The sequence below is a fragment of the Bradyrhizobium sp. dw_78 genome, from assembly GCF_018449525.1.
Taxonomy (GTDB): Bacteria; Pseudomonadota; Alphaproteobacteria; order Rhizobiales; family Xanthobacteraceae; genus Bradyrhizobium.
Genome location: NZ_JAAVUS010000012.1, coordinates 82,025 through 94,856, shown reverse-complemented (window position 1 = coordinate 94,856; position 12,832 = coordinate 82,025). Strand labels below are relative to the sequence as shown.

Sequence of the window (12,832 nt, the reverse complement as noted above, 5' to 3'; positions counted from 1 at the left end):
CGGTGATGGCCGAAAACGACCAGCTTTCGCCATGGTGGTCGGCGCCCCGGTATGCCGATATTAGGCCGTTCCTGATGGCGCGCGGCGCGGTCACGAGGGCCATCCGGGCATGGTTCGAGGAGCAGGGGTTTGCGGAGGTCGAAACCGGCATCCTGCAGCTCTCCCCGGGCAATGAGACGCACCTGCATGCGCCCCGCACCGAGCTTACGGGTGCCGATGGCAGACGGTCGACACGCTATCTGCGGACCTCGCCGGAATTTGCCTGCAAGAAGCTGCTCGCCGCCGGTGAACCCAGGATTTTCGAATTCGCGCGGGTATTCCGCGACCGGGAACGCGGCGATCTGCATTTGCCGGAATTCACCATGCTGGAATGGTACCGGGCCGGATCCTCCTATGACGCGGTCATGGCCGACAGTATGGCCGTGATTGCCGGCGCGGCGGAGGCCACCGGTATCGCCCGCTTTTCGTTCCGCGGCAGGAGCGCCGATCCCTTTGCGGAGCCGGAACGGCTGACGGTGGCGGCCGCCTTCGCGCGTTTTGCCGGCATCGATCTGCTGGCGACCATCAGCGGCGGCGAAGGCGACCGCACCGCGCTCGCCGCCGCATCCGCGGCGAGGGTGCGGGTCACCGACGACGACACCTGGTCCGATATCTTCAGCAAGGTTCTGGTCGAGCATGTCGAGCCAAGGCTGGGCGAAGGGCGGTTGACGATCCTGTTTGAATATCCGGCGCCGGAGGCGGCGCTGGCGCGCGCCAAGCAAACCGATCCGCGCGTCGCCGAACGTTTCGAGATCTATGCCTGCGGCGTTGAACTGGCGAACGGGTTCGGCGAATTGACCGATGCTGCGGAGCAGCGCCGCCGTTTCACGGCCGCGATGGATGAAAAGCAGCGGCGCTATGGCGAGCGCTATCCGCTCGACGAGGATTTTCTCCATGCGGTTGCCGAGATGCCGCAATCAAGCGGTGTCGCGCTCGGCTTCGACCGGCTGGTAATGCTGGCAAGCGGCGCGATCAGGATCGATCAGGTGGTGTGGACGCCGCCGGCGGAGGAGGCATGAGCCGCAATCGTGTCGAGGCTTCCGCCACGTTGCGCGAGCCCGCCGAACTGGTCGCCCGAGGGCTTGCGCCGGAGCGCCATCGCGTTGAGCTCGAAAAAGTCGCCGCGCGTTATGCGGTCGCCGTGACCGAAGACATCGCGGCGTTGATCGATCCGGAAGATCCCGAGGATCCGATCGCGCGACAGTTCATTCCAAGCGCCGAGGAGCTGGTGAGCGAGCCCGGCGAACATGCCGATCCGATCGGCGATCACGCGCATTCTCCGGTCGCCGGCATCGTGCATCGCTACCCCGACCGGGTGCTGTTCAAGCTGGTTCATGTCTGCGCAGTCTATTGCCGTTTCTGTTTCCGCCGGGAAATGGTCGGCCCCGGCAAGGCGACGGCGTTGTCGCCCGCGGCCTATCGCGACGGGCTCGATTATATCCGCGCGCATTCCGAAGTGTGGGAGGTCATCCTGACCGGCGGCGATCCCCTGATGCTGTCGCCGCGGCGGCTTGCGGAGGTCATGGCGGATCTGGCGGCGATCGATCACGTCAAGGTCATCCGGCTTCATACCCGCGTGCCGGTTGCCGATCCCGCGCGGGTCACAGACCAAATGGTCGCGGCGTTGAAGGTGGAAGGTGCGGCCATCTGGGTCGCGTTGCACGCCAATCATGCCAGGGAACTGACCGGCAACGCCCGCGCCGCCTGCGCCCGCCTGGTCGACGCCGGTATTCCCCTGGTGAGCCAGTCGGTTTTGCTGCGCGGCGTCAATGACGATGCCGCGACCCTGGAAGCGCTGATGCGCGCTTTCGTCGAGTGCCGGATCAAACCCTATTACCTGCACCACGGCGACCTTGCTCCGGGCACTTCGCACCTGCGTACGACGCTGGTGCAGGGACAGGAACTGATGCGTGTACTGCGGGGGCGGGTGTCCGGATTGTGCCAGCCGGATTACGTGCTCGATATCCCCGGCGGTTACGGCAAGGTGCCGGTCGGCCCGAATTACCTGTCGCCGTCAAACTCCGGTTCGGCAGCAAATTCTTTTTCGACGCAAGGTGAACCGGTTCCGGAATTGCGCTATCGTGTCGTTGATTACTGCGGCGATGTTCATATCTATCCTCCAAGGCAGTGATCGAGCGAAGACAGGCGGAGGAAGCGCTACGATTCGCAACCGTAAGGTGAGCGCTTCTCTGGAGTGGAGAATTCAGATGCGTAAGCTGATCATAACAACCGTCACAACGATGCTGTTCCTGGCCGGAGGTTCTCTGGCGATGGCGCAGGGCACGACCACGGGGGCGTCAACGTCCTCTCCCAATTCATCATCCGGAGCCCTTCCCGAGGCCCCGGTCGGCCATCGCCAGCCACGTGCCGATCAGGTGCCGAACGAGAAGAACCTCAGCGATCCGAACAATCCGGTGAACAAGGAAGACGCCGACCTCGACCGCAAGATCAAGAGTATCTGCCGAGGCTGCTGACCGGCACGCTGCCAAGGCAGGTCCGTTTCGGATAGTTACCCCGGTTCAAGCCGGGGCAAACTGTTTATCCGCAAGCTGTTTGCGCGAAGGCGCTACGATGCGCTGTTGCGGGCGGCGAACGCCACGCCGATCAGTGTCGCGCCGCCGAACACGAGATTGATGCCGACCAACAGGCCGACGGCCCACAGCGCCGATCCCGGCAACCCGGCGATGATGATGCCGGCGATCACGATATCCATCAGACCCGATATCAGCAGCCATGACCATTGTTCCGATAATTCGCGGCGATGTTCCAGCGCGTACATGATGGTGGTGACGCCTTCGGCGAGGAAATAGGCGCCGACCACGATGGTCAGAGTCAGCGTGCCCTGCACCGGCTGCGCCAGCAGGATAAAGCCGGCGGCGATCGCCAGCACCGCCGAAATCAGCGACCACCAGAAACCCGGCGCTTGCCGTGCCCAGAACGACAAAACGAGTCCGGCGATGCCGCTGATCAGAAACAGCCAGCCCAGAAAAATGGTGACGGCCAGACTGGCGAGCGGCGGAACGATGATCGCCGCCAATCCCAGCACGACCAGCAGGATGCCTTCAAACAGGAAGGCCTTCCAATGTTCGTGTACCGCGGCGCCTACTTTGGATTGCAGATTAGTGAGGTCCTGAGGAAGGGTCATTGGAGTCTCCCGATGCCGACGCTGCCGATCTGGAATAACAACAGTTCAGCGACGCGGATCGGATGTATGCACGGCGCTGTTGCGGCCAAGTAAACCAAATCCCGAGGCGAGCCTTGAGCCACGTCAAAAGGAGTCGAGTCCAAGGGCACGCAAGCCTATCCCCGACTGGACGCCGAAGAAAGGCCTTGCGATGTCCCGCGCATCCGGCTGCGGCCAAGAAAGTAGATCGCCGTGGTCACCACCAGGAGTGCGATGCCGATCATGATCGACACGAAGCCGATGGGAATGACCAGCGACACCTCGCGTTCGGGATTGACCACCCAGTGGTGGATCGACGTCAGCACAAAGGCAAGCCCGACAAAGCCCGCGCCGCTGCCCACCACCAGCAATGCCCACATCCGCCGCAACTGGGCCAGCCGTTCGCGCGCAAGCTCGGTGCGCGGGGCGTGATGGCGGCCGACGCGCCGCACCAGCCGGATCGCGAACGCGATAGAGCTGAATCCGATCAGCACGCTCGCCGATCCCAGAACGAACCTGACGGTGGAATCGATGTCTGGGTTTTGCTGCAAGCTCAGCAGCGGAAAATCGAAGGCGGCGTGCAGCCCAACCGGCGCAAACAGAACGAGGAGCCAGCTTGAGACGCGGGCCCAGTCGCGGTGGTGCCGGTGAGCGCCGAGCGCGGTGCCCGAACGGGCGATCGCCAGATAGGCGCCGGCGATGATGCCGAGCGCGCCATGAAACGGCACCGTCAGGACGCTGCGCAACGCCGCCAGCGCGCGCCACATGTCGGCATGCTGCACCAGATAAGCGAGATTTTCGTAAGCCGCGAAGCCAAGGCCGGCCGCCGCGCCGTAGACAACGGTGTCCATCGGGTCCACCAGCGGCCGCCGCCGCGCGGAAACCGCGACGATGACCAGGATCTTGACCGCTTCCTCCGGCAGGGCGACTCCAAAGATCGAATGCAAAACCTGTGAAATCCACGGGTTTCCGGGTGTCTCAAGCAACCGCACGAACGGCGCGCGCGCAATTCCCAGCAGCAAAATGCTGGCGGCGCCGAGCAGGAAGGCGGTCCAGACCCTGGGGGCCGGACCCGGACGCTCGTCCGCAGCGATGACGAGCCACAGGATCAGCAACGCAGGTGCGATGGCCGCAGTGCCGATAACGGTCGGGAGGGACGCCAGGAGGTTCATCGGGACGACAAACAGGCCATTTCTCTATATTAGCGACCGCTTGAAACTTGGCTGTGAAGGCGAACCCCGAAGGGCGGCGGATGTTCCCTCGGTTGGCGCCGACGGCGTTATCCGCTCAACAGCCGCGACAGATCCCTTTCATTCGATCCTTCATGAGCGCGTCCTCCGCGGCGATCGAGTCGACATATCCGGCGCCGTCGACTTTCGGAGCCGGCGCCGCGCGCATGGCTTGCCGGGTGGCTGGCGATGACGCAACCGACGGTGCTGATCGGTCGTAACACGCCAGTCTGGCGGCAGGATCCGGTATCGATCTGCAGTCCGGCGTCTGCGCATTCGCCGCTTCGCACAGCACGCACATCGCCGCGACGATAGGAAAGAGTTTCATTCCAATCCTTTGATTTATAACAGCATCCCGCCGGAATGCTGGCGAGCGCTTTCGCTATTATTTAATACGATCAAGGAGTTTATCGGATTTCTTTCAGCAAAATGCCTGTAATCGCGCGCCATGTCTATCGGCGGGCGTGCGATTTTCTGCTCCCGTACACAGGCCGCACCGCGTTCTGGTGCGGCGCCATGATGTATCTGTGATCGGTCTACGCCAGAGACGCGTCGGCTGATCTTTTTCCGAGGAGCAGAGGGGGCGGTCGGGTCTCACGATGGCCCCGTGGTGAACCTTGGGGACGCCGGGTATGGCCGCGATCAGTCATGATGAGCAACATATCGAAATATTCTGTGAGGTCAGCAGATCGGCAAATGCTGTGGCCGATCTGCCGGGGATGTTGATCCGCCATTTAAAAGCGATAGATCGGAAAAGGTAATATAAAACCATGAAACGCCAACGCCGCATATCGACTTGAGCTGTCTTGCTGCGATTGGGGAAGGGGACGCCGCTGGTGGGGCATCCCCCGTGCATTCCCGATTCCGGAGGCAGTTCCCGCTTGCGGCTGTCCTGTAACCTTATCGTGTCCTTGCAAAAAATCCCATTTACGCACGGGAACCCAGATGGTAACGATCCATTAGTTAGGTTTGTGCCATGCTGCGTGTTGGTAAAATTTACAGGCTGAAGTTTCCGGGAATTGCGGCTCGTGTGATCAAGCCGCCGACCGGTCAGGCCTTCCCGAGTTTTCCCTTTCTGGTTGAGAGTCTTTTCCTGCGAAGCCGTTGGTATGTGAACGCTCGCGGCGAGCCCGCCTATGCGGACGCCCCGCGTCTGATCGTCGATCCTTCTCCGGATGCGGCCAGTCAAAAATAAGCCGACCAAAAAGCAGATTCCATATCGTCGCCTTTGATGTTGGCGTTCCGCCATCGCGGCGCCTTGGTCTTGTCGGCTGCAATTCCGCTTCAGGGCAACTGAGCCGACGAGCTTGTTTTCGGGCTCGCTGTACGGCGTGGATTTTTCTCTTCGTGTGCGGAACGCGAATGGCGTGATCAGAATTACTTTTCTGAGGTTTGAGATTCATCGGCAGGGGAGCGTTTTCGCACGCATGCTGCTGGACCAGTGACCTCAAAATTATTGAAGAAATCGATTTTGGGGCGCCGATGGTTCACTGGAACAATTTGAGTGCCGATGCGCGAGACCTATTGAGAAAACTGGTTGAAGGCTCGAGTTATGAGCCGACGGATGAAGGTTTTGTCAGTTTGGTGGAGCACGGCTTGATTGAAAAGAGCGCGGATGGATGGCAGGCCACGCCAGCCGGCCGTAGCGTTTACGTCATTCGGGATCGACTGCGCGAGAGTATCTTGCGCGAAGCCGGGCCTCAATCGTCACGTCGCCATAGCCCGCTCTTTCTTGCCCGCATCCATGTAGCGGTTGACGAGCCGGAATAATCCATGTGACGGGAGCTCGGTTCGCGGTTGTCGAACAGAATCTGCACGTCGAAGCGCGTGATTGAATTTTTTAAGATTTTGCGCCGTGGCGCTCCCTAGCGGAATCGAACCGCTCTCTCCACCGTGAAAGAGATAAGAATTGGTTCATGGCCGTCTATCTCCGTTTGAAAACCTCAAATAATACAGTAGAATCTGCCACATAGGGCCATGCCTGTCCATTGACGTCTAGCCACGTATATTGGACAGATGTTGGACACGGCGATTTCTCATCCTTGTAGAGGCGCAATCCATGGCCCGTACTGTCCGCGACGCGAACCTGGAAAAGCGGGAGGCCCGTCGGCGATTGCCGGCGCGCGGGAAGCCCCATTACCGCGTCATGGAGGAGGGGCTTCACCTCGGCTATCGAAGACTCAAGACCGGTGCCGGCAATTGGGTAGTTCGGCACTATGTCGGGGAGCAGAAGTACGAGGTCGAGACGATCGGCCCGGCCGACGACTTTTCCGACGCCGACGGCGAGAAGATCCTGAGCTTTTCACAGGCCCAATCGAAGGCGCGGGACCTGATGGTCGAGCGGGCCAATCAGGCTGCCGGCAAGACCGGCCCGCTTACGGTGAAAGCCGCCATCGACGCCTATATCGAGTTCCTGGAAGCCAAGCGTAAATCAGCCCGGTTCAGCCGGTATGCCGCCGATGCTTTCATCCTGCCCGCGCTCGGCAGCACCGAGGTCAAGGATTTGACGAAGGACGCGATCGAGGAATGGCATCACAACCTCGTAAAGGCTGGCGCGCGGATTCGAGTGAAGAAGGGCAAGGAGCAACGGTTCAAGGAGATCACCGACCCGGAGGAGCACCAGCGCCGCCGCCGCTCGACCGCAAATCGTATCCTGACCGTCCTCAAGGCTGCCTTGAACAGGGCATGGAGGGACCGAAAGGTGCCAACCGACGCTGCTTGGCGGGCCGTCGAGCCATTCAAGGGTGTCGACGCCGCGCGCGTGCGGTATCTCGAGCTTAGCGAGGTTACGCGGCTGCTGAACGCCTCCGAGACGGATTTTCGCCGCTTGGCCCGCGGAGCGCTTGAGACCGGGGCGCGTTATGGCGAACTCACCAGGCTCAAAGTGTCCGACTTCAGCCATAACTCGGGCACGGTAGGGATTCGCAAATCTAAATCAAGCAAGTCGCGGCATATTCACCTGACCGAAGACGGCGCCGCATTCTTCCGCTCGATCACCGCCGGCCGCCCGGGGACCACTTTCATGTTCCTCAAGGACGACGGCGAGCCGTGGAAGAAGGATCATCAGAAAGAGCCGATGAGTGAGGCTAATAAGCACGCGAAGATCGACCCCCCTATCAATTTCCATGGCTTGCGCCACACCTGGGCCAGCCATGCGGTCATGAACGGTGTGCCGTTAATGGTCGTAGCGAAGAACCTCGGTCACAGCGACACCCGCATGGTGGAAAAGCACTACGGCCATCTGGCGCCAAGCTATGTCGCGGATGCGATCCGGGCCGGCGCGCCGCGGTTCGGCGGGGTAGAGCAAAGCAACGTCGCCTCGATGACGAAAGCCGCTTCGTGAGTGACAAGTCGCCTCCCTTTCCCAACTACGTAATTGTTGCTGGCCCAGAGCTTTGGGCGAAAATACTGGCAGGCGAGATCACTCCCTACATCTACAGCGGCGAGGCGCGGGGTGACCTCGATCCCGTGCCTATCTCAGCAGCAGCGTTTTGTATTGCCGATGGGGCTACCCATGATCGGGACGGCGCGCGCGATCCGCAGTTAAAGCCGTATCAGATAATGGTCATTGATCGCGATCGGCGCCGCCCGTCCCGTATTCGTCGTCGAATCCCCGTGCCACATTGGGTTTATGTCGATCGAAAAGATCTTCCAGCGCCAAAAGTGCCCCGCGTGGGACCTGGCGCCGCTGTAAAATATGATTGGGACGATATTGAGCAGTTCATTCGCACGAAATTTGCAGATCTCGGCGACTTCCTAAAACCGGAAAACAAAACCGAGGGCTGGCGATCTCAAAACGATCTGATCAGATCGGTTACGGACTACCTGGAGCGCAGGAGGCAGCCAGTCCCTCGCGAGTCACAGTTTAAGAGGAAGGTCACGGAAATCTTGAAACGCATTCGGGCAGAATTACCGGCCGGCCATTAGCGGCCATTGTCGTCCGACATCCGCGCCGGATCAGTCCATCTTTCCTGCATCAACAGCACGCAGGAAAATTCCGATGGACACTCAGCCGACTTTTCAGAAGCGAGCTTTTCGCATCGACGAATTTGCTCACCGTAACAGCATCTCACGCGCTCAAGTTTACCTCGAGCTGAAGGCCGGCCGGCTGAATGCCCGAAAGGTCGGCAGTGCCACGCTCATCACAATCGAGGACGAAAGCGCCTGGCTTGCCGCCTTGCCGGCGATGAATCCGAGCGCAGCATGAAAAACCCCGCCGTGAGAGGGCGGGGTCGAAAGGCTGATCGCTGTGGAAGGTGGTCGCAGCCTCTCGATATCTGCTCGGACCCCGAGTTCGCAACGTCCCCAGCCGACGATCCCCTCGCCGAAGATATCAAGGTTGCCGACGTCTGGAAGGGGCGCCGCCGCGTCAATCATGTCCGTGTGACGCTGAAACGGTACAAAGGCAGGCCGATTCTCGACATCCGGCAATTCTTCGTTGGATCGGACGGGTGCAGCAGGCCGACCACCCGTGGCGTCGCGATCGGTATCGACAGGCTCCCAGAGATCCGGAAGGCCCTGGAAAAGGCTGAGGTGCTGGCGATCGAACTCGGTCTCCTCGAGGCCGTGCAATGACGGTGCTCGGCGATCTTGATGACTTCATCGAAGTCTGCGGCCTTCAGGCGGAACTGTATGACCGCGGCCTGATCGACTTGCATGTTGCGGTCGATACCCTCCAGAGACTCGCCGAGTGCTGGGGTCTGCCTGAGGTCCATGGCCAGGACACGATTCAAGCGATCATCGCGTTTGCTCCGGCGCCTCATGATGAAGCCAGCGTGAACAGCCCACCTCTCAGCGACTTCGACCGGCGCGAGATGGAGCGTCGCATTGAGTGCTGGGAGGCCGCAGACCGCAATCCGGTGCCGGTCGCTACCGAGCCTGCGCGGTACCGGACGCCTCAGAGCGTCATCGACGCCTTTTGGTGCGTTCTCCGACAGGGCGATGCCGATCGGCTCTCTCTCTGGCTCGCAGATCATTCGCGCGACGCTTCGTATCTCAACGAAATTTGGAGAGCGAAGTGCTCGACCGCAGCAGCGTAGCTCTGGCTTTCGCAAAAGTGGGTGTTGGTCCCCCGGTAAGCGAGGAGCCGCCGCCGTACGAGTCCTATCCGGATAGTGTCGATGGGGAGCCGGTCTATGAGCTGGATCCGGACGTCATCCAGGCGAAAGGAGACTCCTCGCTGAACGAGTGGGATGCAGGTGAGCACTCGAATATGCCGCCGCCTCGGGAATGGCTGCTCGGCAATCAGTTCTGCCGTCAGTTTCTTTCCGGTCTGCTGGCGCCGGGCGCCACCGGCAAGACCGCGCTGCGGACGTTGCAGTACCTTTCCCTCGCGACAGGCCGGCCGCTGACTGGTGAGCACGTCTTCAAGCGCTCCCGTGTGCTCCTGCTCAGCCTCGAGGACGACGACAACGAGCTCCGGCGGCGGCTCGCCGCGGCTCGCATCCATCACGGGATCGCACCCTCGGACCTAAAGGGCTGGCTTTTCTGCGCCACGCCGAAGGGTATCAAGCTCGCCGACATCAAGGACGGCGCGCGCGTGAGCGGGCCGCTGGAGGCGATGCTACGCCAGGTCATCAGAGATCGGCAGATTGACCTGCTCGGGCTGGATCCCTTCGTCAAGCTGCACGCGCTTGAGGAAAACGACAACTCTTCCATGGATTTTGTCTGCGGCCTGCTCGTGAAACTGGCGATAGAGTTTAATATCGCGATCGACGTCCCCCATCACACAAAGAAGGGCCTACAGACGGCTGGGGACGCCGATGCCGGCCGCGGCGCCAGCGCAGCCCGCGACGCCGGGCGGCTCATGTACACGCTCACCCGCATGACTGACGCCGAGGGCGACACCTTCGGTGTCCCAGCGACAGAACGCCGACTTTATGTCCGACTCGACTCCAGCAAGGTCAACCTCGCGCCGCCAGCGGACGAGGCAACTTGGTTCAAGCTGATCGGCGTTCATCTCGACAACGGCACAGCTGACTATCCCAATGGCGACGACGTCCAGACCGTGATCCGGTGGCACCCACCGAGGACGTGGGACAATCTCTCCAACGCGCAGCTTAATGCCGCACTCGACGAGATCGAGGCCGGCCTACCGAATGGCCAGCGCTATTCCGACGCTCCAAGGGCCGACGATCGTGCTGCCTGGGCGGCTGTACAACGCCATTGTCCGGACCACACCGAGTCCCAGTGCCGCGAGATAGTGAAAACGTGGCTCAAGAACGGCGTGCTGCTGGTCGAAGATCACGACGATCCGATCGCGAGAAAGCCCCGCAAGAGCCTGCGTGTTTGTCACGCAAAGAGGCCTTCATGACCTGCGCCATTACCAAAAATTCAATGGCGCACCAATGGCGCAACTCAATCTGCGCCGTCATTGAAATTTCCCTAGGGCAGGGGATGGCGCAAAAGCGCGCGCCATTACCCCGATTGCTGGTGGCGCACCAATGGCGCAAGCGCGCCTCTCGCATATTCCGTCCCACCCGCTATGCGCCAGCAGCGCTCTGCCTCCGGCGACGCTCGCTAGCGCACCGCTTGTGCCGAACAAGATCAGAAGCAAGCGCAGGCATGACAACTACATGCTGGAAAGCAGTCAAATCCGTGCAGAAAACAGCAAGTATGTGTGGTGGCCCTCACGTGTGTGACTCCCTGTGCTCAGAAAGGAAGCACAACTCCAATTCCGGAGTCGTATCAACGTCTTGGTTCTTGAAAGGCCATCAGTGAGACGGAATTTCCGTCCCTGTGAAGCCTCACGTAAAACTCATGTTTTGAGATGTTTTGCGCGAGCGATCACCGCTCAAACATTTTCGAGAGCGGTGAGACCATCGGACCGGCCGGCGCGAGGATCGATGTCGATGTCGCGGAGCACCGAGTGATCGAGATCGCCACTGATACAAGGTGAAGAGATTGGACGCCGACAGACGCGCATGGACTATATTTGAAGGGGTATTTGCAATCGTGCGCAAATCAGTGTCCAACTGCTGTCCAATAAGCAGCGATATGTGGAACACCATGCATCTTCGGTTAGACCGATTGGCTCGCAGCCGCGAGATGGAGGAGGGTGCCGGGTGCGGTCCTCCTTTCCCCACGATCGCCCGCGAGGCCATCCGGGGAAAAAGTCGGCGAGTTCATAGAGCTCGTGTTTCGCCCTCTCGCATCACCCCCGAAATCTTCGGACCCTCAGATTTTATTTTCCCGCGAAAACTTCCGGACCCGCGCTCAATCGCGCAGAAACGACTCTGGATTCGTTTTCGCCGTTCTTCACTCAATCCCCCATCCAATCACCCGGACTAATCAGTGAGTCCCGTAAGCCTATCTAGGGCCATTCTGGAGACCAAGACATGTCGCTAGCCGTCATCACCGTGAACGTCCCGAGCCCCGCGCTCTCCACGAGGGCCCAAGAGACTGCCTCGGTTGCCCGGGCTTGTGAGCTCGCGGCGCAATCGATCCGCGGCGCCGGCGGTGCTCAGGCATCAGGTGAAATCCTGGACACCGGCGCCAACTTGATCGGCAGCTGGACCTACACGGCAGTCGCCACGAGCTGATCTCCCTCAACCAAGGACACGCACCATGTCGACCACGACCGCAACTGACGACCGCAAGCCCATTCCCGCGTTACCATCGCTCAACTGGCGGCACGAAATCCCCAAATACCGGATCAGCCGGGACACCAAGCCGGCCCCGAAAGAGCGGTTCAGGTTTGAACCCCCTTTTTCGAGTAGTTCGGAAAGCGATGTCTGGCAGTACGGCGAGCGGATCCACAAGGCCGGTGAGGCCATTGAAACCACCGAGTGGCCGAACCCGGGAACAATGACCCCGTTGAATTTCAGCGCTCAGCGGGTTCTCGAGTTTTTCACCTCCCGCCAGAAATCGCGCTTGCAGCGCTCGCCATGGCGCGATGGCCAGATACATCTCGACGATGGCCTCTCGAATCCTTTGCCGAAGATCACCACACCACTGATTCCGCGCGTCGCAGGCGTCTGACGGGCGAGGCCTCGACATGGGTGCCCAGCTTGGCCGGCTGATCAACGATTACCGCGGGCTGGTCGAGACCTGTCGGGCCCGCGCGGATGAACTCGGGATCTCCCGCCTGGAAATCGATCGGCTTGGCGGATTGCCGGTCGGATATGCCGGGAAAATCCTTGGCAGGGACGCTGGTGAGCCCCGACGCAAGAACAAGAAGATGTGGCCCTATGCTCTCGAAGCGATGCTCGGTGTGCTAGGCCTGAAGATCCTCATCATCGAGAACGACGTCGCCACTGCCCGCACGCTCGCGCTTCGCACGCCAGTTGATCGCTCCAACCAGCGCTTTGGCAATGCGTCGCGGCTCACGCCGAGGGATCATGAATTAGCCGCGCCCGTCGCGGACACCGCGAAAAGGCGGGGCAGCAAATATGGCTAGCGA

The 12,832-nt window shown here is 60.8% G+C and carries 16 protein-coding genes; 14 read left to right on the top strand and 2 right to left on the bottom strand.

The genetic code is table 11. From position 1 onward, the window contains the following. The first annotated feature begins 5 nt into the window (after positions 1-5). The 3 genes from epmA (at position 6) to HB630_RS25380 (ending at position 2,513) form a co-directional block, all read left to right on the top strand. On the top strand, positions 6-1,058 hold the full coding sequence (epmA, locus tag HB630_RS25390; protein ID WP_213775448.1) for an EF-P lysine aminoacylase EpmA: 1,053 nt from the start codon (positions 6-8) through the stop codon (positions 1,056-1,058). Beyond that, on the top strand, positions 1,055-2,170 hold the full coding sequence (locus HB630_RS25385; protein WP_213775447.1) for a lysine-2,3-aminomutase-like protein: 1,116 nt from the start codon (positions 1,055-1,057) through the stop codon (positions 2,168-2,170). The genes epmA and HB630_RS25385 overlap by 4 nt, the downstream gene beginning before the upstream one ends. A gap of 76 nt (positions 2,171-2,246) precedes the next feature. After that, entirely contained in the window at positions 2,247-2,513 is a 267-nt protein-coding gene (locus HB630_RS25380; RefSeq protein WP_213775446.1) for a hypothetical protein, read from the top strand. A 92-nt stretch (positions 2,514-2,605) separates the two neighbouring features. Here the strand turns inward: HB630_RS25380 and HB630_RS25375 are convergent, their stop codons facing one another. Both HB630_RS25375 and HB630_RS25370 read right to left on the bottom strand, forming a co-directional pair. Further along, positions 2,606-3,184, bottom strand: coding sequence for an HdeD family acid-resistance protein (locus HB630_RS25375; protein ID WP_213775445.1), 579 nt, complete (start codon positions 3,182-3,184; stop codon positions 2,606-2,608). A gap of 155 nt (positions 3,185-3,339) precedes the next feature. Continuing rightward, positions 3,340-4,374 carry a PrsW family glutamic-type intramembrane protease gene (locus tag HB630_RS25370; protein WP_213775444.1) on the bottom strand — a complete coding sequence of 345 codons (1,035 nt, stop codon included), beginning with the start codon at positions 4,372-4,374 and terminating at the stop codon, positions 3,340-3,342. A gap of 1,033 nt (positions 4,375-5,407) precedes the next feature. Between HB630_RS25370 and HB630_RS25365 the strand changes: the two genes are divergently transcribed. From HB630_RS25365 to HB630_RS25315, 11 genes are all read left to right on the top strand, one after another. Beyond that, the gene (locus HB630_RS25365) at positions 5,408-5,626 is read left to right on the top strand and encodes a hypothetical protein (RefSeq protein ID WP_213775443.1); all 219 of its coding nucleotides are present in this window, start codon (positions 5,408-5,410) and stop codon (positions 5,624-5,626) included. A gap of 197 nt (positions 5,627-5,823) precedes the next feature. After that, positions 5,824-6,201 carry a hypothetical protein gene (locus tag HB630_RS25360; RefSeq protein ID WP_213775442.1) on the top strand — a complete coding sequence of 126 codons (378 nt, stop codon included), beginning with the start codon at positions 5,824-5,826 and terminating at the stop codon, positions 6,199-6,201. A 289-nt stretch (positions 6,202-6,490) separates the two neighbouring features. Continuing rightward, entirely contained in the window at positions 6,491-7,774 is a 1,284-nt protein-coding gene (locus HB630_RS25355; protein WP_213775441.1) for a site-specific integrase, read from the top strand. Further along, complete coding sequence (locus HB630_RS25350; RefSeq protein ID WP_213775440.1) at positions 7,771-8,358, top strand: hypothetical protein; 588 nt, start codon at positions 7,771-7,773, stop codon at positions 8,356-8,358. Before HB630_RS25355 ends, HB630_RS25350 begins: the two co-directional genes overlap by 4 nt. 73 nt (positions 8,359-8,431) lie before the next feature. Then, positions 8,432-8,638: a DNA-binding protein gene (locus HB630_RS25345; protein WP_218626238.1), complete on the top strand. Its 207-nt coding sequence runs from the start codon at positions 8,432-8,434 to the stop codon at positions 8,636-8,638. After that, positions 8,635-9,006 carry a transcriptional coactivator p15/PC4 family protein gene (locus HB630_RS25340; protein WP_213775439.1) on the top strand — a complete coding sequence of 124 codons (372 nt, stop codon included), beginning with the start codon at positions 8,635-8,637 and terminating at the stop codon, positions 9,004-9,006. Before HB630_RS25345 ends, HB630_RS25340 begins: the two co-directional genes overlap by 4 nt. Beyond that, positions 9,003-9,470: a hypothetical protein gene (locus HB630_RS25335; protein ID WP_213775438.1), complete on the top strand. Its 468-nt coding sequence runs from the start codon at positions 9,003-9,005 to the stop codon at positions 9,468-9,470. Before HB630_RS25340 ends, HB630_RS25335 begins: the two co-directional genes overlap by 4 nt. After that, positions 9,449-10,744 (top strand): AAA family ATPase, encoded by a 1,296-nt coding sequence (locus tag HB630_RS25330; protein WP_213775437.1) that lies wholly within the window; start codon positions 9,449-9,451, stop codon positions 10,742-10,744. Before HB630_RS25335 ends, HB630_RS25330 begins: the two co-directional genes overlap by 22 nt. 1,024 nt (positions 10,745-11,768) lie before the next feature. Next, entirely contained in the window at positions 11,769-11,972 is a 204-nt protein-coding gene (locus HB630_RS25325) for a hypothetical protein (protein ID WP_213775436.1), read from the top strand. A gap of 25 nt (positions 11,973-11,997) precedes the next feature. Then, a complete protein-coding gene (locus HB630_RS25320; RefSeq protein WP_213775435.1) occupies positions 11,998-12,411 on the top strand; it encodes a hypothetical protein in 414 nt (137 codons plus the stop codon). A gap of 16 nt (positions 12,412-12,427) precedes the next feature. Continuing rightward, on the top strand, positions 12,428-12,829 hold the full coding sequence (locus HB630_RS25315; RefSeq protein ID WP_213775434.1) for a hypothetical protein: 402 nt from the start codon (positions 12,428-12,430) through the stop codon (positions 12,827-12,829). Positions 12,830-12,832: the final 3 nt, after the last annotated feature.